The organism is Methylobacillus flagellatus KT (assembly GCF_000013705.1).
Classification (GTDB): domain Bacteria; phylum Pseudomonadota; class Gammaproteobacteria; order Burkholderiales; family Methylophilaceae; genus Methylobacillus; species Methylobacillus flagellatus.
The window spans coordinates 815,158-837,756 of the sequence record NC_007947.1 but is presented as its reverse complement, the minus strand read 5'-3'; the positions used below and the strand labels follow the sequence as shown (position 1 = coordinate 837,756).

General features: G+C 56.4%; 21 protein-coding genes. 6 read left to right on the top strand and 15 right to left on the bottom strand.

What is annotated here, in order from left to right; all coding sequences use genetic code 11:
* The first annotated feature begins 79 nt into the window (after positions 1–79).
* Genes pstC through pstB form a run of 3 tightly spaced genes read left to right on the top strand, consistent with a single transcriptional unit; the run spans position 80 to position 2,795 of the window.
* Positions 80–1,021: a phosphate ABC transporter permease subunit PstC gene (gene pstC / locus MFLA_RS04060; protein ID WP_048811850.1), complete on the top strand. Its 942-nt coding sequence runs from the start codon at positions 80–82 to the stop codon at positions 1,019–1,021.
* Positions 1,022–1,023: 2 nt separating this feature from the next.
* Positions 1,024–1,962, top strand: coding sequence for a phosphate ABC transporter permease PstA (pstA, locus tag MFLA_RS04055; RefSeq protein ID WP_011479158.1), 939 nt, complete (start codon positions 1,024–1,026; stop codon positions 1,960–1,962).
* Positions 1,963–2,015: 53 nt separating this feature from the next.
* Entirely contained in the window at positions 2,016–2,795 is a 780-nt protein-coding gene (gene pstB, locus MFLA_RS04050) for a phosphate ABC transporter ATP-binding protein PstB (protein WP_011479157.1), read from the top strand.
* A gap of 49 nt (positions 2,796–2,844) precedes the next feature.
* Here the strand turns inward: pstB and MFLA_RS04045 are convergent, their stop codons facing one another.
* Both MFLA_RS04045 and MFLA_RS04040 read right to left on the bottom strand, forming a co-directional pair.
* Positions 2,845–4,098 (bottom strand): D-amino acid dehydrogenase, encoded by a 1,254-nt coding sequence (locus tag MFLA_RS04045; RefSeq protein WP_011479156.1) that lies wholly within the window; start codon positions 4,096–4,098, stop codon positions 2,845–2,847.
* A 74-nt stretch (positions 4,099–4,172) separates the two neighbouring features.
* On the bottom strand, positions 4,173–5,375 hold the full coding sequence (locus MFLA_RS04040) for a glycosyltransferase (RefSeq protein WP_011479155.1): 1,203 nt from the start codon (positions 5,373–5,375) through the stop codon (positions 4,173–4,175).
* A gap of 166 nt (positions 5,376–5,541) precedes the next feature.
* On the opposite strand from MFLA_RS04040, the gene MFLA_RS04035 reads away from it, so the two are divergent.
* The gene (locus tag MFLA_RS04035; RefSeq protein WP_229407161.1) at positions 5,542–6,186 is read left to right on the top strand and encodes a hypothetical protein; all 645 of its coding nucleotides are present in this window, start codon (positions 5,542–5,544) and stop codon (positions 6,184–6,186) included.
* A 19-nt stretch (positions 6,187–6,205) separates the two neighbouring features.
* Here the strand turns inward: MFLA_RS04035 and MFLA_RS04030 are convergent, their stop codons facing one another.
* The gene (locus MFLA_RS04030) at positions 6,206–6,574 is read right to left on the bottom strand and encodes a diacylglycerol kinase (protein WP_011479153.1); all 369 of its coding nucleotides are present in this window, start codon (positions 6,572–6,574) and stop codon (positions 6,206–6,208) included.
* A gap of 130 nt (positions 6,575–6,704) precedes the next feature.
* On the opposite strand from MFLA_RS04030, the gene MFLA_RS04025 reads away from it, so the two are divergent.
* Complete coding sequence (locus MFLA_RS04025; RefSeq protein ID WP_011479152.1) at positions 6,705–7,538, top strand: zinc dependent phospholipase C family protein; 834 nt, start codon at positions 6,705–6,707, stop codon at positions 7,536–7,538.
* A 57-nt stretch (positions 7,539–7,595) separates the two neighbouring features.
* On the opposite strand, the gene MFLA_RS04020 is transcribed toward MFLA_RS04025, so the two are convergent.
* From MFLA_RS04020 to rlmE, 5 genes are all read right to left on the bottom strand, one after another.
* Positions 7,596–8,135 (bottom strand): phosphatase PAP2 family protein, encoded by a 540-nt coding sequence (locus tag MFLA_RS04020; protein WP_011479151.1) that lies wholly within the window; start codon positions 8,133–8,135, stop codon positions 7,596–7,598.
* Between the two features lie 68 nt (positions 8,136–8,203).
* Positions 8,204–9,565, bottom strand: coding sequence for a phosphoglucosamine mutase (gene glmM, locus MFLA_RS04015; protein WP_011479150.1), 1,362 nt, complete (start codon positions 9,563–9,565; stop codon positions 8,204–8,206).
* Positions 9,566–9,598: 33 nt separating this feature from the next.
* Positions 9,599–10,438 carry a dihydropteroate synthase gene (gene folP, locus MFLA_RS04010; RefSeq protein ID WP_011479149.1) on the bottom strand — a complete coding sequence of 280 codons (840 nt, stop codon included), beginning with the start codon at positions 10,436–10,438 and terminating at the stop codon, positions 9,599–9,601.
* Positions 10,439–10,522: 84 nt separating this feature from the next.
* Positions 10,523–12,418: an ATP-dependent zinc metalloprotease FtsH gene (ftsH, locus tag MFLA_RS04005; protein ID WP_011479148.1), complete on the bottom strand. Its 1,896-nt coding sequence runs from the start codon at positions 12,416–12,418 to the stop codon at positions 10,523–10,525.
* Positions 12,419–12,490: 72 nt separating this feature from the next.
* Positions 12,491–13,114: a 23S rRNA (uridine(2552)-2'-O)-methyltransferase RlmE gene (gene rlmE, locus MFLA_RS04000; RefSeq protein WP_011479147.1), complete on the bottom strand. Its 624-nt coding sequence runs from the start codon at positions 13,112–13,114 to the stop codon at positions 12,491–12,493.
* A gap of 36 nt (positions 13,115–13,150) precedes the next feature.
* Between rlmE and MFLA_RS03995 the strand changes: the two genes are divergently transcribed.
* Positions 13,151–13,444: a YhbY family RNA-binding protein gene (locus MFLA_RS03995; RefSeq protein WP_048811849.1), complete on the top strand. Its 294-nt coding sequence runs from the start codon at positions 13,151–13,153 to the stop codon at positions 13,442–13,444.
* Positions 13,445–13,502: 58 nt separating this feature from the next.
* Here MFLA_RS03995 and MFLA_RS03990 read toward each other — a convergent pair whose 3' ends face one another.
* The 7 genes from MFLA_RS03990 to recN all read right to left on the bottom strand — a co-directional run bounded on the left by MFLA_RS03990 (position 13,503) and on the right by recN (position 22,572).
* Complete coding sequence (locus MFLA_RS03990) at positions 13,503–13,958, bottom strand: DUF4149 domain-containing protein (protein WP_011479146.1); 456 nt, start codon at positions 13,956–13,958, stop codon at positions 13,503–13,505.
* Positions 13,959–13,970: 12 nt separating this feature from the next.
* Complete coding sequence (gene greA, locus MFLA_RS03985; protein WP_011479145.1) at positions 13,971–14,447, bottom strand: transcription elongation factor GreA; 477 nt, start codon at positions 14,445–14,447, stop codon at positions 13,971–13,973.
* A 133-nt stretch (positions 14,448–14,580) separates the two neighbouring features.
* The gene (gene carB / locus MFLA_RS03980) at positions 14,581–17,787 is read right to left on the bottom strand and encodes a carbamoyl-phosphate synthase large subunit (protein ID WP_011479144.1); all 3,207 of its coding nucleotides are present in this window, start codon (positions 17,785–17,787) and stop codon (positions 14,581–14,583) included.
* A 5-nt stretch (positions 17,788–17,792) separates the two neighbouring features.
* Positions 17,793–18,923, bottom strand: a complete 1,131-nt coding sequence (gene carA, locus MFLA_RS03975) for a glutamine-hydrolyzing carbamoyl-phosphate synthase small subunit (RefSeq protein ID WP_011479143.1) — start codon at positions 18,921–18,923, stop codon at positions 17,793–17,795.
* A gap of 194 nt (positions 18,924–19,117) precedes the next feature.
* Entirely contained in the window at positions 19,118–19,921 is an 804-nt protein-coding gene (dapB, locus tag MFLA_RS03970) for a 4-hydroxy-tetrahydrodipicolinate reductase (protein WP_011479142.1), read from the bottom strand.
* A gap of 110 nt (positions 19,922–20,031) precedes the next feature.
* Positions 20,032–20,877 (bottom strand): outer membrane protein assembly factor BamE, encoded by an 846-nt coding sequence (gene bamE, locus MFLA_RS03965; RefSeq protein WP_011479141.1) that lies wholly within the window; start codon positions 20,875–20,877, stop codon positions 20,032–20,034.
* Between the two features lie 36 nt (positions 20,878–20,913).
* On the bottom strand, positions 20,914–22,572 hold the full coding sequence (gene recN, locus MFLA_RS03960) for a DNA repair protein RecN (RefSeq protein ID WP_011479140.1): 1,659 nt from the start codon (positions 22,570–22,572) through the stop codon (positions 20,914–20,916).
* Positions 22,573–22,599: the final 27 nt, after the last annotated feature.

The following is a 22,599-nucleotide window of genomic DNA, read 5'->3' as shown; positions in this document are numbered from 1 at the left end:
GAAGCCAAGGAATCCTCGGCTTTCCGTCATCGCCCGCATAACTGCATTCCGTTACAATATGCGGATTATCAATGTGATCATGGTATCTCAAGTGTTACAAAACCCTGCAGAACTCCCCATCAGTGCCCGCCTGGCCAAGAATGTGCGCCGCCACATCATGGAACGGGTCATTGAATTCATCCTGATGCTGGCGGCGCTTTCTGCCGTTGCCACCACGATCTCTATCGTCGTGATTCTGCTGTACGAATCCTTCAGCTTCTTCGAACATGTTTCCTTGTGGGACTTCCTGACCGATACGGAGTGGACCCCGCTGTTCGAGAATGCCCACTATGGCATCCTGCCGCTGGTGTCCGGCACCTTGACCACCTCGGCCATCGCCCTCGCCGTGGCGATTCCGTTAGGCACCATAGGCGCAATTTATCTTTCGGAATTCGCTTCGCACCGTACCCGCGAAATCATCAAGCCCATCCTGGAATTGCTGGTCGGCGTCCCGACTGTGGTATTCGGCTACTTCGCCTTGCTGTTCGTTACACCGCTACTGCAGAAAATCTTTCCCGAACTGCCCGGCTTCAATATGCTGGGGCCAGGCATCGTGATGGGGATCATGATCATCCCCTATATCAGCTCCATGGCTGAAGATGCCATGCGCGCCGTACCCATGAGCATGCGCGAGGGTTCATATGCCATGGGTGCCACCCGCTTCCAGACAGCGCTCCGCGTAGTGACGCCTGCCGCCATTTCCGGCATCATCGCAGCTTATATTCTCGGCATTTCTCGTGCCGTGGGTGAAACCATGGTAGTAGCGCTTGCTGCCGGTCAGCAACCCAACCTGACCTTCAACCCCATGGAAAGCGCCGCCACGATTACAGCCTACATTGTGCAAGTTGCGATGGGTGACCTGCCGCATGGCAGTATCGGCTACCAAAGCATTTTTGCCGCAGGGCTGGTGCTGATGCTAATGACACTCACTTTCAACGTCATCGGCCACATCACCCGCAAGAGATTCCGCGAGGTATATTGATCATGACGACACAAGCATCCGTTCTGGAAAACCTAGCCGAAGTGCGGGCCATGATCCGCAAGCACAAGCGCAACGACTACATTTTCTCCATCATTGGCTTGGTGGCATTGATGATAGGCCTGCTCACCCTGCTCACATTGTTCGTTGACCTAGTGGTAGACGGTTATCCTCGCTTCACTCTGGACTTCCTGACCAGCTATCCCTCCCGCCGCGCAGCCAGCGCAGGTTTGCTCTCGGCATGGGTCGGCTCCCTACTGGTCATGCTGGTGACATTCTTCTCCGCCGTTCCCCTGGGAGTGGCTGCCGGCATTTATCTGGAAGAGTACGCCCCGAAGAACTGGTTCTCCGACCTGATTGAGATCAATGTCACCAACCTCGCCGGTGTTCCCTCCATCGTGTATGGCTTGCTGGCACTCGGTCTGTTCGTATACGGTCTGAACCTGGGTGAAAGTATCCTGACTGCAGGTTTGACGCTGGGCTTGCTCATCCTGCCTATCGTCATTGTCACCACGCGTGAGTCCATCCGAGGCATCCCGGTGTCCATCCGCGAAGCAGCGTATGCTGTCGGGGCAACCAAGTGGCAAGTGGTGTTCCACCACGTGCTGCATTACTCCTCCGGCGGCATCCTGACCGGCATCATTATCGGCATGGCGCGCGCGCTGGGCGAAACCGCCCCCATCATTACCATCGGGGCACTGACCTTCATCGCCTTCCTGCCACCATCCCCGGTCAGTGACGTCGCGCCCTTCATCAACTTCGAATGGCTGCAATCCGGCTTCACCGTGCTGCCTATCCAGATGTTCAACTGGCTGTCCCGCCCCGACCACGCTTTCCACATCAATGCCGCCGCCACCGGTGCCTTGATCATCGTCGTCACCTTGCTCATGAACGGTACGGCGATCTGGTTGCGCTACCGCATCCGCAAGAACATCAAGTGGTAAGCCCAACGCACAACATATAGAACAAAACGAATCAGAATCAGGATATCGACATCATGGTGACAACAACTAGTCCGGTCAAAGCCGAATCACGCAATCTGAGTTTCTATTACAGCAGTGGCCACAAGGCACTCAAGGGCATCACCATGCCGCTGTACGAGAAACGCATCACGGCATTGATCGGCCCATCCGGCTGTGGCAAGTCCACATTCCTGCGCTGCTTCAACCGCATGCATGATCTCTACCCAGGCAACAAGTACGATGGCCAGATCGTGATGTACCCGGACAACACCAACATCCTCGACAACGGCGTCGATCCGATTGAAGTGCGCATGCGCATCAGCATGGTGTTCCAGAAGCCCAACCCCTTCCCCAAATCCATTTACGAGAATGTCGCTTACGGCCTGCGCGTGCGCGGTGAACGCAATAAGCGCGTGGTGGACGACAAGGTTGAAGAAGCGCTCAAGGGCGCGGCGTTGTGGGATGAAGTCAAGGACCGCCTGCACGACTTGGCCTTCAATCTCTCCGGCGGCCAACAGCAGCGACTATGCATCGCACGGGCCTTGGCGACCGATCCGGAGATCATGCTGTTCGACGAGCCGACTTCCGCGCTGGACCCGATCGCGACCGCCAATATCGAAGAGCTCATGTCCGAGCTGCGCAACAAGCTTACCATTCTGGTCGTGACGCATAATATGCAGCAAGCCGCGCGCGTTTCCGACTACACAGCCTACATGTACCTGGGCGAATTGATCGAATACGACGATACCGACAAGATCTTCACCAACCCCAGCCGTAAGGAAACCGAAGACTATATTACCGGCAAGTTCGGCTAATCAGCCCCTCAGGAAATATGCCCTAATAAAAGCCGGATCCTTCCGGCTTTTATTTTGCGTATCGCCCTATTCCCAAGTCATCATGCTGGATGTCGGTTTTCTTGCCCGAGATGATATCGGCAAGTAGTTTTCCTGAGCCGCATGCCATGGTCCAGCCCAGCGTGCCATGCCCGGTGTTCAGGTAAAGGTTGGGAATGGGCGTCGCACCGATGATGGGGGGCCCATCAGGCGTCATGGGGCGCAAGCCAGTCCAGAAGCTAGTCTGGCTGAGGTCGGCTGCGCCAGGGAACAAGTCGTGGACGATCAGTTTCAACGTACCTTCCCGCCTGGGGCTGAGACGGCGGTCGAAGCCGACCAATTCTGCCATGCCGCCGACACGGATACGATTGTCGAAGCGCGTGACAGCGGTCTTGTAAGTTTCATCCAGCACGGTCGACACGGGAGCCAAGGCCTCATCAATGATGGGCACGGTAATGGAGTATCCCTTGACTGGATAAACGGGCAAGTCGAGCACACCCTTGAGAACATCAACCGAATAGGCGGCCAAGGCGACGACATAGGCATCCGCCTGCACCCGCACACCACTCACGACCACGCCGTTGACATTGCCCGATTCAATAGCGAGATGAGAGATTTCCTGTCCATAGCGAAACTGCACGCCCCTGGCCGCCGCCATGTCTGCCAGGCGAACCGTGAACAATCGGCAATCCCCGGTTTCATCGCGTGGCAGCCACAGGCCGCCTGTCAGTTTATGCTTGACATGTTCTAGGGCAGGCTCAGCCTTGGTCAACAGTGATGGCGGCAACAACTCAAAAGGCACATGGGCAAAGCGCAGGACTTCGATGTCCCGCAACGCGGCATCAAGTTGTTCACGGGTGCGGAACAGCTGCAAGGTGCCCCGCTGCCTGCCTTCGTATTCGATGCCGGTATCAGCGCGCAATTGATCCAGGCAATCTCGACTGTATTCAGCGAGGCGCACCATGCGCGCCTTGTTCTGCTCATAACGCGTCCCTGTGCAATTCTGCAGCAGTTGCCACATCCATCGCAGTTGCTGCCAGGTGCCGTCAGGTTTGATGAACAAAGGCGCATGGCGGCGCAGCATCCATTTGATTGCCTTGAGCGGAATGCCCGGCGCTGCCCATGGACTGGCATAACCGGGAGACACCTGTCCGGCATTGGCGTAGCTGGTTTCAAGCGCTGGGCCAGGTTGCCGGTCCAGTACGATGACTTCATGTCCTGCCTCGGCAAGATACCAGGCAGCCGTCACGCCGATGACGCCACTGCCCAAGACGATCACTTTCACACCGCTTCCTCACCATGCCAGACAAGGCTAGCTTACACCAAGCAGGCACCCCGGGCGAGGCGGAGTTTGCCCTCCTAACTTCCTCTGGTTTTGAAGTTATCCATGTTCATGGCATGAAATGCGCTACGGCTTTGCACACGCTGGTAAAACTGCAGCATGCGTTCTGCCTGCAGGCGCGCGGTCCATCGCTTCATCATGCATTGCCTGGCAGCCTCTCCCAGCTTGGCGCGCTTGCCCGGATTGGCAAGCAGGCTGAATACCTTGGACGCGAAAATACGTTCATCCTCAGGGGAGATCATCGCCCCCTCGCCCTCTCTCAGGATGGACTTGGTCCCCAGCTCCGCCAGCGCCACGACAGGCACACCTTGCGCCATGGCCTCCAACAATACCAGGCCTTGCGTCTCGGTCTTGGAAGCGAATACGAAGACATCCGCCGCCTTGTAGCAGGCATTCAACTCTGTTTTACGGTCGAGGTAACCGATGAACTTGATGTTGTCGCCCAGCACTAGCTCTGCACTCAACGCCTCCAGATGTTTTTGTGCCGGCCCCTCCCCCGCAATGACAAGCAACACATCGGGCTGTTGCCGTCGCAGCTCATTCGCCATGCGCAGCAGGAAGTCGATGTTCTTCTCATGAGCAACACGGCCCACGAACAAGGCCACAGGACGCTGGCGCGAGATGCCATAGCGGTCTCGGAAGGTCCCGCCGTCTGCCTCCTCGAAGCTTGTTTCCAGTAACCCCGTAGGAATCACTTCTGCACTAGTCTTAATCCCATAATGGCGCAATGCATCGAGCATGGGCTGTGAGGGTGCAATCACTGCACTCACTGCATTGCACTGCCGCCGCGAGGTATTGATCGCAATTTTGCGCGCCATGGACTGGGGGATCCATGGCAAATAGTGGTGCATATAGTCTTCAAAGAAAGTGTGATAGGTTTCCAGGCAGGGAATATCCAGCAAGCGCGCAAGCTTGAGCCCGAGATAATGCGCCACGAACGGCGTATGGATATGCACAATATCGTAATTCTCCTCCCGTAGCGACGGCAATAGCTTGAGCACGGCCCTATAGCGCATCAACCTGTCCTCGGGATCGAAATAAATCCTGCGTGCGGGAATGCGCTTGATCCAGGCCTCATCTTCCGTCACGACGCCGTAATCCGGCGCAATCAAGTGCACCTCATGACCCAGCGCCTGCATCTGACTCACAAAAGTACGGATCGAGGTGGAAACCCCGTTCACACGGGGGAAATAGACATCAGAGATGAACAATATCTTCACGCGATCCGCTCCATGATCAACGAACACATAACGATGAAGATACCTGCAAATTGTGACGCTTCAATGAACTGCCATGCACGCGTCATTATTTTTCATTTAGACTGGCAGCATGAGGAATTTTGCCTGTTCATTTGTATTGTGCGCGCTATTGATGCCCTCGCCTGCCATGGCAGCACGCCCGATGATTACCGACGATGCCCGCGTTGTCGATCCGCAAAGCTGCCAGCTCGAATCATGGGCAAAACGCAACCGTAACAGCACGGAATATTGGGCGTTGCCCGGATGCAGCCCGGCGGAGAACCTGGAGCTGACGCTCGGCGGAGCTATTACCCGCGAAGACGGCGCCTCGCAGAACACAGACCTGATGATGCAGGCGAAAGCATTGTTCAAGCCGCTGGAAACCAATAGCTACGGCTATGGCCTGGTCGTAGGCTATGCACAGCATCCCAGGCTGGACAACAATTCCAGCATGGTGGGCAACGCCTATGCCTACGTCCCGGTCAGCGCCTCGCTCTTCAGCGACAAGTTGATCCTGCACGCCAACCTGGGCGCATTGCACGACAAGGAAAAAAGCCGGACTGACATGACTTGGGGATTTGGTTCGGAAATCCCGCTCGCAGGCAAATTGGACCTGATTACGGAAACTTATGGAGACCATCGCTCGCGTCCCTATTACCAGGCAGGCCTGCGCTATTGGCTGGTACAGGACCGGGTACAGATCGACACCACCTACGGCAACCGCATGCACAACAATAGCGACGAACGCTGGCTCAGCATCGGCTTGCGCCTGCTCTCTGCCCCGCTTTGGTGAGGCGCGGCCAGAAAATACGCTAGCCGAAGATCAACAGACCCCAGACCACCACCAGGTTGATCAGGGAAATCAATACGGCGGCACTGCCGATATCCTTGGCGCGCTTGGCAAGCTGGTGGTTTTCCAGCGAAATCCGGTCTACCGTCGCCTCGATGGCAGAATTGAGCAATTCGACGATAATCACGAGCAGCACGCTGCCTATCATCAACGTTTTGGCAATCGCATCGTTGCCAAGATAAATGGCCAAAGGAATCATGATCACCGCCATGAGCACTTCCTGGCGGAACGCGTCCTCATTGCGGTAAGCAGCCGCAAGCCCGTCGACAGAGTAGCCAAACGCATTGATCAGACGACGCAAACCGGTCTTGCCCTTGTACGGACTTTCCATGAATTCCTCGGAACAGAATGTGGGAGATTGAGCGCGGCAGTATAGCAAATTGCCGGCAGCCCCTGTCATTGTCACGATAACATCACGGAATTGCCACAATCCATTCATTGCCAGCCAGCACATTAACGGCATGAATACCGGCAAAATATTGACTTCATTGCTGTGGTTCACACCAATCGTGGGCTACAGTGCGGACGCCCAGGCCTGGGGCCTGGTCACCCATGTCTACTTCGCCCACTCGCTGCTCTGGGCAATGCCGTTGCTCGACCCGCGCCTGAAACGCGCCATCAGCCGCTTCCCGCAACTGGTAATGGCGGGGGCCTGCCTGCCGGACCTCGCCATCGTATCGCCGCGCTTCAGCCACAGCCATTATTGGGAAAACGCTCACCAAATGCTGGCCAATGCCAGCGGCGATGAGGAAACCGCGATTGCCATCGGCTACGCCAGCCACCTCTACATAGACGTCATCGCGCACAACCACTTCGTTCCTGCCCATGAAGCCATGTGGATGGAGGGCAGCATGATCACGCACATTGGCGCAGAATGGGCGATGGATGCCTACCTGGCGCCCTTGCTGGAGCATACGCCCGCACAGCTATTGACGAAGCACAGGCATACACTGGGACGTTTCATTGCCACTCACTTCAACTGCAGTGCCGCAGAAGCCACCCGCACCATCTTCAGATTGGGTCAGGCCGATCGCCTGTTACGATTATCACGCCTGCCAGGTGTGATCTACCACGGCATGCGGCTGCTCGATAAACGCCTGTTCCGCAACTTTGCCTTCTACATCGCCAGGACCCAGACGGCACTCAGCCATATCGGCACCTTGCTGCAAGGCGGCAGGCCGCACTGGGAACCGGAACTCAACCACGTGCCCAGCGAGCAAATGCAACGCTGGCGCAAGCGTTGCCTGGCTGACCTCAAGCGCAGGCTCAATAGCCCAATTGAATACTTTTACTGACGCCACTGATATTCCACAAGGGCGGGCGCAACAATGGCGTGAGGAAAATAAAAACAGCTAGATGAATATGAAAGATACCATTGCAATCAAGGCACCAAGCAAGGCTCCCGCCAGCACATCACTCGGGTAGTGCAAACCCAACACCACGCGCGACATCGCCACGAGTATGGCAAACGGCATGATCAGCATGCCAAGCTGCGGATAATAGGTCAAGGCCACCACGCTGAACGCCACGGCATGCAGGGTATGGCCAGAGGGAAAGCTGAACTTGTCGAGCGGCTTTCCTGCCAACCATACATCCTGATGCACCTCATATGGTCTCGGACGCAAGGTCTTGCCTTTGAGCCATTTGTAGATCAATGTCCCACTCAAGCCGACACTCATCATGTGCAGGCAAGCCGCAATACCGTCCTCACCTTGGGTCAGGACAATGCCCAGCATGATAGCGTACCAAAACATGCCATCGCCCAGTCGGCTCACCAGGCGGAAGCTCCAACGTACCAGACGGTAATGGCTGCTGCGGTTGACCTTGATGCACAAGGCACTGTCCAGCGCACAGATACGTTCAAGATAATGTGTCAGGGATCGGTTATGCATGGGCGCAGATTCGCATGCCCTCGTGACAAAAACGTGTCACTCCCCTGAATTTACGATGACAGGTTTTTTTAGCTAGCTGCCTCTTGCTGCACCACGGCCGCAATCTCCTCGGCCAAGCGTTGCACCAGGGGACGATCCTGCCCCTCGACCATCACCCGGATTTTGGGTTCCGTGCCGGAGGCGCGCAACAACACGCGACCAGTGCCCTTCAAGGCACCCTCGGCAGATGTCACAGCAGCCTGCAATGCAGTGTTGCTATCCAGGTCAATCCGCTGTGCGACCTTGACGTTGATGAGCACCTGCGGGTAGAGCGGCAAGCGCTTGGCCCAGTCTGCCAGACTCAGGCCAGAGGCACGCAAGGCGTGCAGCACCTGCAAGGCGGCAATGATCCCATCGCCACTGCTGTGCTTGTCCAGGCAGAGAATATGCCCGGAGTTTTCCCCGCCCAATTGCCATTCATTGGCATTGAGCAATTCCAGGACGTAGCGATCCCCGACCTTGGCACGCTGGAACGGAATGCCCTCCTTGCCCAAGGCATGCTCGAGTGCCAGGTTGGTCATGAGAGTGCCGACCACACCGCCGCCCAACCGGCCACGTTGGTGGCGATGACTGGCAATGATGTAGAGCAATTGATCGCCATCCAGCAGTTGGCCTTGATTGTCTGCCATGACGACGCGGTCACCGTCGCCATCGAAAGCAATGCCTAAGTCAGCCTGGTGCTCAACCACGGCCTGCTGCAAGGACTCTGGATGTGTGGAGCCGACATTCAGGTTGATGTTCAAGCCATTCGGCTGGGTTCCGATGCTGATGACCTCAGCGCCCAGTTCATGGAATACCGGCGGGGCCACATGGTAGGTTGCACCGTTCGCGCAATCGAGCACGATTTTCAGGCCGCGCAAATCCAACGCATTCGGGAAGGTGCTCTTGCAGAACTCAATATACCGACCTGCGGCATCATCGATCCGCTTCACACGTCCAATCTGTTCCGTCGGCACAAGCTCCATGGGCTGATCCAATTCAGCCTCAATCGCGAGCTCCACCTCGTCAGGCAGCTTGGTACCCTGCGCAGAAAAAAACTTGATCCCGTTGTCGTCAAACGGATTATGCGAAGCCGAAATCACGATGCCGGCCTGCGCACGCTGTGCACGGGTCACATGCGCGATGGCAGGGGTCGGCAACGGCCCAGTGATACGGACATTGACGCCGCCTGCGCAAAGGCCGGAAACCAAAGCCGTCTCGAACATATAACCCGAAATACGGGTGTCCTTGCCAATGATCACCAATGGCTTTGTGCCGGGCACCAGGTGATGATCCATGCGCGTCAATACGCGACCAGCTGCATAGCCCAGGCGCATGACAAAATCCGGGGTGATGGGAAATGTACCCACCTTGCCGCGTACACCATCTGTCCCAAAATATTTTCTACTCATTGTTGATGACTCATTAGACTTTATCAGTGTTACTTATGCAGTGACGACGGCGTTCACGACTTTCAGCGCGTCTACTGTTGCCTTCACGTCGTGCACCCGGATAATACGACCGCCCTTCATTGCCGCAATCACCGATGCTGCCAGGCTGGCGTGCAGCCTTTGATCGACATCACTGCCGACGATCTGCCCAAGCACCGACTTGCGCGACAGACCCACCAGCAAGGGACGGCCCAACTCGAGGATGTCTGGCAAGCCGTTGAGCAAGGCAATGTTATGCACAGTGCGCTTACCGAAACCAAAACCGGGGTCAAGCACGATACGTTCAGCAGGAATACCGGCCGCCTCGCATGCCTGCAAGCGTTCTAGCAGAAACGCCCTCACCTCCGCGACGACATCTTCGTAGACCGGATTCTGCTGCATGGTCTGCGGCGTTCCCTGCATATGCATGATGCATATGCCAGCATTTGTTTCTGCAGCCACCGCTACAGCTCCTGGCTCCTGCAGGCCACGGATATCGTTAATGATGGCCGCGCCGGCTTTTACCGCCTCGCGCATTACTTCTGGCTTATAAGTGTCTATGGACAATGGTACCTCCACCTCTTTTGCCAGGCGCTCTATGACGGGAATAACCCGGCTCAGCTCCTCCTCCAACCCCACAGGCGTCGCATTGGGCCGGGTCGACTCGCCACCGATGTCGAGGATATCAGCCCCCTCGGCGGCCAGTTGCAAAGCATGAGAAACCGCCAGTTCCGTCGAGGCATAACGTCCACCATCTGAAAAGGAATCTGGGGTGACATTGACGATGCCCATGACATGGGGCCGTGTGAGGTCAAGCTGGTATTTGCCACAAATGAATTGGTGAGGGATATGCATATTCAATCAACAGATAGAAACGATAAAGGCCACAAGTCTCGAAATCATCATTTTCGAGTCATGTGGCCTGCGAGCGGAAACTAATCAGGCTTTGGCAGCAGGCTGTGGCGCTGGCTCAGTGGTTGTTGTACCACCGCCATTGTCATTATCTGCCGCTGGCTTGCTGCTCGATTGCGCTGGTTTGGGCGGACGCGGCGGCCTGCCCTCCATGATATCCTTGATTTGCTCGGCATCAATGGTTTCCCATTCCAGCAATGCAGCTGTCATTGCCTCTACTTTATCGCGGTTTTCTTCTAGTAACTTCCTTGCCACCGCATATTGCTCATCCAGGATACGGCGGATTTCTGCATCCACCTTTTGCTGGGTCGCTTCGGATACCGTCTTGGCTGACATGCTGCCGAAGAAGGAATCCTGCTCGTTGCCAACGTAAACCATGGTCCCGAGTACATCCGACATCCCATATTTGGTCACCATGTCGCGCGCGATCTTGGTGGCCCTCTCGAAGTCATTGGAAGCCCCGGTCGACATCTGGTTCATGAAGATTTCTTCCGCAATGCGACCACCGAACAGGATGGAAATTTCTTCCAGCATCTTGTCCTTGTAGTTGCTGATGCGATCATGCTCGGGCAATTGCCAGGTCAAGCCCAGCGCCCAGCCTCGCGGCATGATGGTGACCTTATGCACAGGATCGGCATGCGGTAACAATGCTGCCACCACGGCATGACCAGATTCATGGTAAGCGGTATTGCGGCGCTCTTCCTCGCGCATAATCATAGATTTGCGCTCTGGCCCCATGAATATTTTGTCTTTGGCGTCCTCGAAATCCTGCATATCGACAGTGCGCTTATTCCGGCGAGCGGCAAACAATGCTGCTTCATTGACCAGATTAGCCAAGTCGGCCCCGGAGAAGCCCGGAGTACCGCGCGCCAGAATATCTGCCTTGACGTCTGCAGCAATAGGTACTTTGCGCATATGCACCTTGAGGATCTGCTCACGCCCACGGATATCAGGCAAGCCGACCATGACCTGGCGGTCAAAACGCCCGGGGCGCAGCAAGGCCTTGTCCAGCACGTCAGCGCGGTTGGTCGCGGCGATCACGATCACGCCAGAATTGGCTTCGAAACCGTCCATCTCGACCAACAACTGATTTAAGGTCTGTTCGCGCTCATCATTGCCGCCGCCAGTGCCTGCACCGCGATGGCGGCCAACGGCATCAATTTCGTCAATGAAGACGATGCATGGCGCATTCTTCTTGGCCTGCTCGAACATGTCACGCACACGGGCAGCACCCACGCCGACAAACATTTCGACAAAGTCGGAACCGGAAATCGTGAAGAACGGTACTTTGGCCTCACCCGCGATAGCCTTGGCAAGCAAGGTCTTGCCAGTTCCCGGAGGCCCCACCATCAATACGCCACGCGGAATGCGTCCGCCAAGCTTCTGGAACTTGGTCGGATCGCGCAAGAACTCGACAAGCTCAGACACTTCTTCCTTGGCTTCGTCACACCCGGCCACATCCGCAAAGGTAGTATGGTTAGAGTTTTCATCCAGCTGGCGCGCCTTGCTCTTTCCGAACGAGAATGCCCCTCCTTTGCCACCGCCTTGCATCTGGCGCATGAAGAAAATCCAGACGCCGATCAGGAGCAGCATGGGGAACCATGACACAAAGATACTCATGAGGAGAGATGGCTCTTCGTCCGGCTTGGCTTCCACGGTCACGTTATGCTTGAGCAAATCGGAGACCAGCCATGGGTCCGAAGGCGCATATGTGTTGAACTTGCGGCCTTCGTTAGTCACGCCGCGCAGTACACGGCCATCAATAGTGACCTTGGCGATCCGGCCCTCCTTCACCTCATTGATGAACTGGGAATAAACCACCTGGCTTTCGGAAGAACTCTTGGGGCCGAACTGGTTGAAAACCGTCATGAGCACCAGCGCCACTATCAGCCAGATAGCAATGTTCTTTACGATGTTATTCAAAGTCCTGATCCTTATTCATATGGACACTTACTTCTTTATTCTAAACCTATTTGCACCATTCTGCCCTACTATTCAGGCGTTCCTGCGCTTGAGGCCCAGAAGATAAACTTCACTGCTGCGGTCCCGGGATGCTTTGGGTTTGCGCGTCACCACTTTCTCAAAACTGTCTCGCATGGCCATCACAATCTCGTCGAAACCAGAACCGACGAATACTTTGACCAGGAAATTGCCCCCCGGTTTCAGCCACTCCCGGCTAAATTCAAGGGCAAGCTCGACAAGATAAGCGGCCCTTGCTTGGTCCACATCACTGATGCCACTGATATTGGGGGCCATGTCGGCAATTACAAGGTCCACAGGCTTGCCATTCAAGCTTTTCTCCAGTACGAGCAGAATTTCCTCTTCGCGAAAATCCCCTTGAATAAACTCGACGCCGGGAATGGGCGGCATTTCCAGGATATCAAGGGCAATCACTCGGCCCTGCCCGGCCAGGCGCTGAACTGCTACCTGCGACCAACTGCCTGGCGCGGACCCAAGATCGACAATCGTCATGCCCGGCTTGATCAACTGATCCTTATCGTCAATCTCGAGCAGTTTATAGGCTGCGCGGGCGCGATAACCATCCCGCTGAGCGCGCTTGACGAATTCGTCATTCACATGTTCCTGCAACCAAGCTTTACTAGTAGGTCGGCGTTTCATCTGCTAAACTGCGAGCCTTTTCGAATCAACAAGATAATTCAATTGAATTCCAAACAAATCAGTTTTTTGCGTGGCTTGGGCCACAGTTTGCATGCTGTCGTGATGATAGGCAATAACGGCCTGTCCGAGCAGGTGCTGAAAGAAATCGATGTCAGCCTGAAGTCACATGAGTTGATCAAGATCAAGGTTTCCGGCGACGATCGTGCTGCCCGGGTCGCCATGCTGCAGGAAATCTGCGAGAAAACCGGTGCCATTCCCGTGCACCATATCGGCAAACAACTCATTATCTACCGCCAGGCAGAGCAACCCAAGATCGTCATTCCGAAGTAGCCAGAGACATTGATCCATCCAAGAGCCGCAACTCATCGTGATTGCGGCTTTAGCTTGTTTACGGCCTCACTTTGAATATCAGCACAAGGCCCAGCAAGCTCTCGACCAGGTAGCCAATGCTGGCAATGCCGTGCCAAGTCCTAAAACGGTCGGCAAACGCACTGTGCATCACATCAGCTGGTAACGCTTGGGCTTTCAGCGAAGCCATGAGCGGCTGGATACCGAACTGCCCCGCCAATGTCAGCAGCAGCATGACGACCACAGCCCAGAAAAAGCCTTGTTTCAATGCAGGTGCACCAAAGCGCAGCACACGGTGCAATAACAGGTAAACGGCGCTGACCATGCCGATATATGCTACCAGCTCGAAAAGCTGCCCGGCTAGATTGCCTGCCAGGGGCTTGTTTTCGGAGAGCTGATGGAACAGGCTGGGTGCCACGACATAGCCAACCGTCCACAAAGCCCCCACCCACAGGGTGACGATTACTAATGCTAACTTGTCCGACCACGCATTCATATCTTGATCTCGCTAGATATACTTCACACTCAGTATTTCGTAGGAGCGAAGACCGCCGGGAGCCACCACTTCTGCCACGTCTCCTTCGACCTTGCCGATCAACGCGCGCGCTATCGGCGAGCCGATCGAAATCTTGCCGCTCTTGATGTCTGCTTCGTCATCGCCCACGATTTGGTAGGTAGAGACTTCCCCGCTGTCCAAGTCCTCGACCTCGACCGTAGCACCGAAAACACAGCGGCCTTCGGCATTCAGCGTAGCCGGATCGATAATCATGGCATTGGAGAGTTTGGCCTCGATTTCAGCAATGCGGCCCTCGATAAAGCTCTGACGCTCCTTGGCCGCATCATATTCTGCATTTTCGGAAAGGTCACCCTGCGCGCGCGCCTCTGCAATCGCCTGGATCACTGCCGGCCGGTCCACGCTGCGCAGGCGCTGCAATTCGGCTTTGAGAAGTTCGGCGCCTTTGACTGTAATTGGGATTTGATTCATTTGCTATTCCTTGGAATCCACGATTTGCTTGAACACAATGCAATACCTGATGAAGCAACCTCTACAGGCATGCAGACAAAAATAAAAACCACACCCGCATGATGCAGGCGTGGTTTGATCGTTCACTATGGTATTACTGAGCGAGCTGCTTATGCAAGCTTTGCAGGGACTGTACCTCTAGCTCCTGCATATGTGCCATACCGATACATGCTGCCTTTGCACCAGCCAGTGTTGTGTAGTAGGTCACTTTCTGTTGCAACGCGCTTCGGCGGATTTCATAAGAGTCCGCTACGGCACGCTTATCCTCGGTGACATTGACGATGAAACTGATCTCGCCATTCTTGATCATGTCGACGATATGCGGGCGGCCCTCGGCGACCTTATTCACCGGTGTCACGCTCAAGCCAGCTTCAGTCAGCGCCCCGGCAGTACCGCGCGTCGCCACCAGTTTGAACCCAAGCCCGGCCAAAGCCTGGGCAATCTCGACCACGCGCTCGCGGTCCTCACGCCGTACACTGATGAATGCCTTGCCGCCCTTGGGCAGCTTGGTGCCGGAGCCGAGCTGGGATTTAACGAAGGCTTCGGCAAAGGTCTTGCCTACCCCCATGACTTCGCCGGTCGACTTCATTTCCGGGCCAAGAATAGTATCTACGCCGGGGAACTTTATGAACGGGAATACCGCTTCCTTCACGGAATAGTAAGGCGGTACGACTTCGCGGGTCACGCCCTGCGCCTTGAGCTTACGCCCCGTCATGCAACGTGCTGCGATCTTGGCCAACTGCAAACCGCAGGCCTTGGACACGAACGGCACGGTACGTGAGGCACGCGGATTCACTTCCAGTACATAGACCGTTTCGCCCTGGATAGCGAACTGCACGTTCATGAGGCCGACCACGCCCAGCGCCTTGGCCATCTTGACAGTCTGCTCGCGCAACTCGTCCTGCATGGCTGGAGATAAGCTATATGGCGGTAACGAACATGCAGAGTCGCCCGAATGTACGCCGGCCTGCTCCACGTGTTCCATGATGCCACCAATGATGACGTCCTCGCCATCGGAAAGGGCATCGACATCCACTTCTAGCGCATCGTTGAGGAAGCGGTCGAGCAATACCGGGGACTCATTGGACACCTTGACTGCCTCGCGCATATAACGCTCGAGCTGTGCCTGCTCATGCACAATTTCCATGGCGCGACCGCCCAGTACGTAAGAGGGACGCACCACCAATGGGTAGCCGATTTCCTGCGCCAGGCGGATCGCCTCTTCAGGCGTACGCGCGGTGCGGTTGGGCGGCTGCTTCAGGTCGAGCTCCTGCAGCATCTGCTGGAAACGCTCGCGATCTTCAGCACGGTCGATCGCGTCCGGGCTGGTACCGATGATGGGCACGCCGGCCTTCTCCAGGTCGCGCGCGAGTTTAAGCGGAGTCTGTCCGCCATATTGCACGATGACGCCTTCCGGCTTTTCCAGTGCCACGATCTCCAGCACATCTTCCAACGTCAAAGGCTCGAAGTAGAGACGATCAGAAGTATCGTAATCGGTCGATACCGTTTCCGGATTGCAGTTGACCATGATGGTCTCGTAACCATCCTCGCGCAGTGCAAAAGCGGCATGCACACAGCAATAGTCGAATTCAATGCCCTGGCCGATACGGTTCGGCCCGCCTCCCAGCACCATGATCTTCCGTTTGCTGGTCGGGTTCGCCTCGCACTCCTCCTCATAAGTGGAATACATATAAGCGGTATCCGTTGCAAACTCGGCAGCGCAGGTATCCACACGCTTGTATACCGGGCGCACATTCAATGCCTGGCGATAGGCACGCACAGCGTGCTGATCCGTACCCAGCAACTTGGCCAAGCGCTTGTCGGAGAAGCCGCGACGCTTGAGCTGGAACAGTGCATCGCGATCCAGGTCGGCGAGATGGCGACCCTTGAGTGCCTGCTCGCGTTTGATGATGTCTTCAATCTGTACAAGGAACCAGCGGTCTATCTTGGAAAGGTCGAACACCTGGTCCACCGACAGGCCGGCACGGAAAGCATCGCCTACGAACCAGATGCGCTCAGGACCTGGTTCGCCCAACTCCTTCTGGATTTCGTCGAGGTCGGTCGTCTTTTCGTCCAGGCCGTCCGCACCCACTTCCAGGCCGCGCAAAGCCTTCTGGAAGGACTCCTGGAAAGTGCGGCCAATCGCCATCACTTCGCCAACAGACTTCATCTGTGTCGTCAACCGGGAATCAGCCTGCGGGAACTTCTCGAACGCAAAACGAGGAATCTTGGTCACGACATAATCAATGGAAGGCTCGAACGAAGCCGGTGTCGCACCGCCCGTAATCTCGTTACGCAGCTCATCCAGGGTAAAACCAACCGCGAGCTTTGCTGCCACCTTGGCAATCGGGAAACCAGTGGCCTTGGAGGCCAAGGCGGATGAGCGCGATACACGCGGATTCATCTCGATCACGATCATGCGGCCATCGTCGGGATTGATCGCAAACTGTACGTTGGATCCGCCGGTATCAACACCAATCTCTCGCAACACCGCGAGAGAGGCGTTGCGCATGATCTGGTACTCCTTGTCGGTCAGGGTCTGCGCCGGCGCGACGGTGATCGAGTCGCCGGTATGCACGCCCATGGGGTCAAGGTTTTCGATCGAACAGATGATGATGCAGTTGTCCTGGCTGTCGCGGACCACTTCCATCTCATACTCTTTCCACCCAAGCAGGGACTCCTCGATCAGCAGCTCACTGGTGGGCGAAGCCTCGAGGCCACGCTCACAGATTGTCATGAACTCTTCACGGTTATAGGCTATGCCGCCGCCACTACCACCCATGGTAAACGAGGGACGGATGATGGCGGGATAGCCAATCGAGGCTTGTACCTGCAACGCCTCTTCCATACTGTGCGCCACTGCCGAACGGGCTGACCCCAAGCCGATCTTGGTCATCGCCGCTTTGAACTTCTCGCGGTCTTCCGCCTTGTCGATCGCCTCTTTGGAGGCACCAATCAGTTCCACATGGTATTTTTCCAGCACGCCATGCTTGGCAAGGTCCAATGCACAATTCAGGGCGGTCTGCCCCCCCATGGTAGGCAACAAGGCATCCGGGCGCTCAATGGCGATGATCTTCTCGACCATCTGCCAGGTGACAGGCTCGATGTAGGTGGCATCCGCCATGTCCGGGTCGGTCATGATGGTCGCCGGGTTGGAATTGACCAGGATCACCCGGTAGCCTTCCTCGCGCAGAGCCTTGCATGCCTGCGCGCCGGAATAATCGAATTCACAGGCCTGGCCGATCACGATCGGGCCTGCGCCTATGATAAGGATGGATTTGATATCGGTTCGTTTTGCCATGGTGTTTATTGCTTTTGCTGTCCCATCAGGTTGATGAAGCGGTCAAAAAGATAGCTCATCTCATTCGGGCCCGGGCTGGCTTCGGGGTGACCCTGGAAGCTGAACGCAGGCTTGTCGGTACGGGCGATCCCTTGCAGACTGCCATCGAACAAGGAAACATGGGTAGGCTTGAGATTAGCGGGCAGACTTTCTGGATCGACTGCAAAGCCATGGTTCTGGCTGGTGATGAATACACGCTTGTCGTCCAGGTCCTGCACCGGGTGGTTGGCGCCATGATGACCAAACTTCATCTTGACGGTTTTAGCACCGCTCGCAAGAGCCAGCAGCTGGTGTCCCAGGCAAATACCGAATACTGGGATGCCGGAGTCCACCACATTGCTGATGGCCTTGATGGCATAATCACAAGGCTCGGGATCTCCCGGGCCGTTGGAAAGAAAAACGCCGTCTGGACGCAGTGCCAGTGCCTCTTCGGCTGTCGCCTGGGCAGGCAGGATGGTGACTTTGCAACCGCGCTCCACCAGCATGCGCAGGATGTTATGCTTGACCCCATAGTCGAACGCCACCACATGAAACCTGGCCTGATCCTGAGCGGCATAGCCCGAGCCCAGTTTCCATTCGCCCAGCGCGAACGTGCCGGCATCCTTCCTGCTGACCACTTTTGCCAAGTCCATGCCGGCCAGCCCAGGAAAGCTGCGCGCCAACTCCAGCGCGCGCGCCTCATCAACTTCGCCTGCGATGATGCAGCCTGCTTGAGCACCCTTTTCGCGCAAGATCCGGGTCAACTTGCGCGTGTCAATGTCAGCGATGGCCACTACGTTATTTTCGACCAAGTATTCAGATAAGGATTTCTCACTGCGCCAGCTACTGCTCAGCAATGGCAGGTCGCGAATGACAAGCCCGCTTGCATAGACACGCCCAGATTCGACATCCTCGGCATTCACGCCGACATTGCCGATATGCGGGTAAGTCAATGTCACAATCTGTTTGGTATAGGATGGGTCGGTGAGAATCTCCTGATACCCGGTAATGGAGGTGTTGAATACCACCTCCCCCACAGTCTCACCCAAGGCACCGATTGAAATGCCCCTGAACACTGTCCCGTCTGCGAGCACAAGTACGGCTGGGGTTTGCGGCAATTCTAACTCCTTGTAACTATTTGATATTCCGCACAAAAGCAAGCACGGAGAGCGGATGTGCAAAGCGGGACGGGCTTCCGCCCATCCCGCTTTAATATTTGTAGAATTATAGCTCAATGCGTTATTGCCTTCAACGCACAGCTTAAACAATTTTCACATTGCAGCCATGACCGCTAGGCAGCCAAGCCGGCACGTTATTTTTTCAGCCCAAGCACATCCTGCATGTCATACAAGCCAACCCGGCGATCAGCGAGAAACTTTGCCGCCCTCAGGGCCCCGAGCGCAAAAGTGGCACGACTGGACGCCTTGTGCGTCAGCTCCATACGTTCGCCAATGCCCGCGAACAGCACGGTATGATCCCCCACCACATCGCCACCGCGCACCGTGGCAAAGCCGATGGTGTTCGGGTCGCGTTCTCCCGTGACACCCTGGCGACCATAAATTGCGGCCTCTTCCAGGTTGCGGCCTAATGCTTCCGCGGCTGCCTCACCCAGGCGCAAAGCCGTGCCGGAGGGGGCATCCACCTTGAACCGATGGTGCGCCTCGATGATTTCCACATCATACCCTTGATTCAGCACCTTGGCGGCAGCCTGCACCAAGCTGATCAACAGGGTCACGCCCACGCTCATGTTAGGTGCAAATACAATGGCCACATCCTGCGCTGCACGTTCGATCTGCTGCTTCTGACCCGCACTGAAGCCCGTGGTGCCTATCACCAGCTTCACACCTGCCCTACGGCAGGCTTCCAGGTATTCCAGACTGGGCTCCGGGCGTGTGAAATCAACAAGTACATCCGCTCCCCTGATGGCAGCAGCCACATCGGCCGTCACCTTAACGCCGGTTTTGCGGCCAAGCTGCTCCCCCGCATCGCGCCCTATCTGTGGACTATCGGCGCGATCAAGTGCGCCATGCAACTCCAGCCCATCATCTTCAAATACGCCCTCGAGCAGGGCATGCCCCATGCGACCGGAACAACCGGCAATGACGATTTTCTGCATTTTCTAACCATATTCATTGATTGATTAAACGGCCACTCAAGCTTTAGCGTACTGTCCCACCAGTCACTTGCACGCGCAAATCTGCGCGATAGCCACCACTTGACAGTTCACTAGAAACCGATCTTTTCCAGCATGCGTTCGAAATAGCCAGGCTCATCTTCAGGCGGCAAATCGTCTTCGTCATCTTCATCATCCGAATCAGCGGCTGGCTGGATTGTCGTGGCGGCACCAGCGGCAGGTTGTGCCGCAGGCTTGGCCGCAGGTGTTGCTGGGGCCTGCTGGGTAGCAGGCTGTGGTGGCGGCGATTGAGTTGGTGCCTGAACCGGAGAGGCTGCGGGTGCCACACCAGGCGCTGCAAGCTCCGGCACCACCTTCCTCGGTGCGGCTGGATCTTCCTGTACCACGGGTGTCGCCGGCCTCATGTCGTAATACTCTGCACCAACAGGCAGCTCTTCATCACCTTTCCAGAACTTCAGGCGATCCAGCAGGCTTTTCTTTTGCGGTGGCTTGGGTTCGACCACGACAGGCGTGGCGGGCGTAGGTGCCGTCACCGCCAGATCTTCCGGAGAAGCGGGAATGATATCGCCACGCACACGCTTCAAGGCATCATTCTCGAACTCCATGATGATGCGGCGCTGCTCGATGACTTTGCCGCCCTTGCGCATCTGGTAGAAATAATCCCAGCGGTCACGGTGAAAGCTATCCTGGATCAATGGAGAGCCCATGATGAAGCGCACCTGGGACTTGGTCATACCAGGCCGCAACTGCAGCATCATCTTGGAGGTGACGACATTGCCCTGCTGAATATCCATCTTGTAAGGCTTGAAGGAAGGCAATGTAGAGCTGCAGGCAGCACACAGCAGCGCTGTTAAAAGAATAATATGGCGCATCACACGACGACTTTGGCAAGAAATGGCGTAATATACCACGACATGATAGTCGGGTTTCAGGCGCATTGATCTCCGTTCAGGATTTTCGCGCGCCAACTCGGCTCAAGCGCCGCCGGCCAGCATCTCGCTGGCATGCTGCAATGTAGTCTCGGTGATCTCCATCCCGCCCAGCATGCGGGCGACCTCGTCAACGCGCTGCGCAGGAGTGAGCACTTCGATTCTGCTCAAGGTCTGTCCATCCTGCAGTTGCTTGCTTACCCGCAAATGCTGACTACCCTGCGCCGCCACTTGTGGCAGATGGGTAATCACCAGCACCTGGCGTTGGTTGCCCAAGGTCTTGAGCAACTTGCCGACCACCTCAGCCACCCCACCGCCAATACCGACGTCCACTTCATCGAAAATCATGGTCGGCATATCGCCCTGCTGCGCTGTGACAACGCGAATCGCCAAACTGATGCGCGAAAGCTCGCCACCCGAGGCCACTTTGGATAAAGGCCTGGGCGCCACGCCAGCATGGCCGGCCACAAGGAACTCGACCTGCTCGTTTCCAGTCGCGGCGGGCGCCTGAGCATTGAGTGCCACTTCAAACCGTCCGCCACTCAATGCAAGACGCTGCATTTCATGGCTAATCTTGTCACCAAGACTGAGCGCCGCTTGCTGGCGCGCGTCGCTCAAGCGCTGCGCCAAGGCATCGTAAGTGGCGCGTGCCTGGGCTTCCTCCTGTTGCAGCTGGCTGTTGTCATGTGCAGATTCAAGCTCCGCCATGCGCAATTGCCATGACGCGAGCAATTCCGGTAGCTCTTCCGGCCGCGACCTGTATTTGCGTGCGGCCGCATGCAGGGCCTGGATGCGGCCCTCGACCTCATGCAACCGCTCGGGATCCAGGTCCGCGCGCTGCAAGTAGCGGTTGAGGAAGCGATCGGCCTCCTCCAACTGAATGATAGCGCCGTCCAATATATCCAGCGCCTCCTGCAATCCGCAGTCATATTCCACCAGCTCCTGCAGTTTGTGCTGCACACTGCTTAGCTGCGTGAGAGCAGCCAACTCCCCCTCGCTCATCAACTCCCGGCAGGCTTCACCACCTGCCAATATGCTTGCGCCGTGGGATAACCGCGCATGCTCCTGCTGCAACGGCTCCCACTCTTCGGCAGAAGGCGCCAACGCGGCCAGTTCGCGCACCTGGTCACGCAACCCCGCCAGCTCAATCGCATGAGCCTCAGCATTCCTCTCTGCATCCACCCGCTTGCGATACAGGGCCTGCCATACATGGTAGGCATTGGCAACCTCTCCCACCAGAGCCTGCACACCGCCATAGGCATCCAGCACCTGTCGCTGCGTGCTGGATTTGAGCAAGGCATGATGGGCATGCTGGCTATAGATATCAACCAAGAACTCGCCAATATCCCTCAACTGCTGAATGGTAGCAGACGAACCGTTGATAAAAGCGCGAGAACGCCCATCGGCATAAATGACCCGGCGTAGCAGCAGCTGCGCATCATCCAGGTCAATTTCGTTTTCCAGCAGCCAGGCCTGCAATCCCGGCAATGCCGCAATATCGAACACCGCATTGATTTCGGCTTTTTCCGCGCCTGCACGGGTAATGCCGCCCTCGCCGCGCGCGCCCAGCACCAATGACAACGCATCGATCAGGATGGACTTGCCCGCGCCGGTTTCACCGGTCAATACCGTAAAGCCAGGGCTGAACTCGAGCTCCAGCTTATCGACAATGACGAAATCACGTATGGAGAGTGTTTGCAGCATAGGTCAGGTATGTTCACAGTAAAATGG

Excerpts from the sequence above, each read along its gene's own strand:
- pstC (WP_048811850.1), top strand. The coding sequence starts at position 80 with ATGGTATCTCAAGTGTTACAAAACCCTGCAGAACTCCCCATCAGTGCC.
- pstA (WP_011479158.1), top strand. The coding sequence starts at position 1,024 with ATGACGACACAAGCATCCGTTCTGGAAAACCTAGCCGAAGTGCGGGCC.
- pstB (WP_011479157.1), top strand. The coding sequence starts at position 2,016 with ATGGTGACAACAACTAGTCCGGTCAAAGCCGAATCACGCAATCTGAGT.
- MFLA_RS04035 (WP_229407161.1), top strand. The coding sequence starts at position 5,542 with ATGGCAGCACGCCCGATGATTACCGACGATGCCCGCGTTGTCGATCCG.
- MFLA_RS04030 (WP_011479153.1), bottom strand. The coding sequence starts at position 6,574 with ATGGAAAGTCCGTACAAGGGCAAGACCGGTTTGCGTCGTCTGATCAAT.
- MFLA_RS04025 (WP_011479152.1), top strand. The coding sequence starts at position 6,705 with ATGAATACCGGCAAAATATTGACTTCATTGCTGTGGTTCACACCAATC.
- MFLA_RS04020 (WP_011479151.1), bottom strand. The coding sequence starts at position 8,135 with ATGCATAACCGATCCCTGACACATTATCTTGAACGTATCTGTGCGCTG.
- glmM (WP_011479150.1), bottom strand. The coding sequence starts at position 9,565 with ATGAGTAGAAAATATTTTGGGACAGATGGTGTACGCGGCAAGGTGGGT.
- folP (WP_011479149.1), bottom strand. The coding sequence starts at position 10,438 with ATGCATATCCCTCACCAATTCATTTGTGGCAAATACCAGCTTGACCTC.
- rlmE (WP_011479147.1), bottom strand. The coding sequence starts at position 13,114 with ATGAAACGCCGACCTACTAGTAAAGCTTGGTTGCAGGAACATGTGAAT.
- MFLA_RS03990 (WP_011479146.1), bottom strand. The coding sequence starts at position 13,958 with ATGAATGCGTGGTCGGACAAGTTAGCATTAGTAATCGTCACCCTGTGG.
- greA (WP_011479145.1), bottom strand. The coding sequence starts at position 14,447 with ATGAATCAAATCCCAATTACAGTCAAAGGCGCCGAACTTCTCAAAGCC.
- carB (WP_011479144.1), bottom strand. The coding sequence starts at position 17,787 with ATGGCAAAACGAACCGATATCAAATCCATCCTTATCATAGGCGCAGGC.
- dapB (WP_011479142.1), bottom strand. The coding sequence starts at position 19,921 with ATGCAGAAAATCGTCATTGCCGGTTGTTCCGGTCGCATGGGGCATGCC.
- bamE (WP_011479141.1), bottom strand. The coding sequence starts at position 20,877 with ATGCGCCTGAAACCCGACTATCATGTCGTGGTATATTACGCCATTTCT.
- recN (WP_011479140.1), bottom strand. The coding sequence starts at position 22,572 with ATGCTGCAAACACTCTCCATACGTGATTTCGTCATTGTCGATAAGCTG.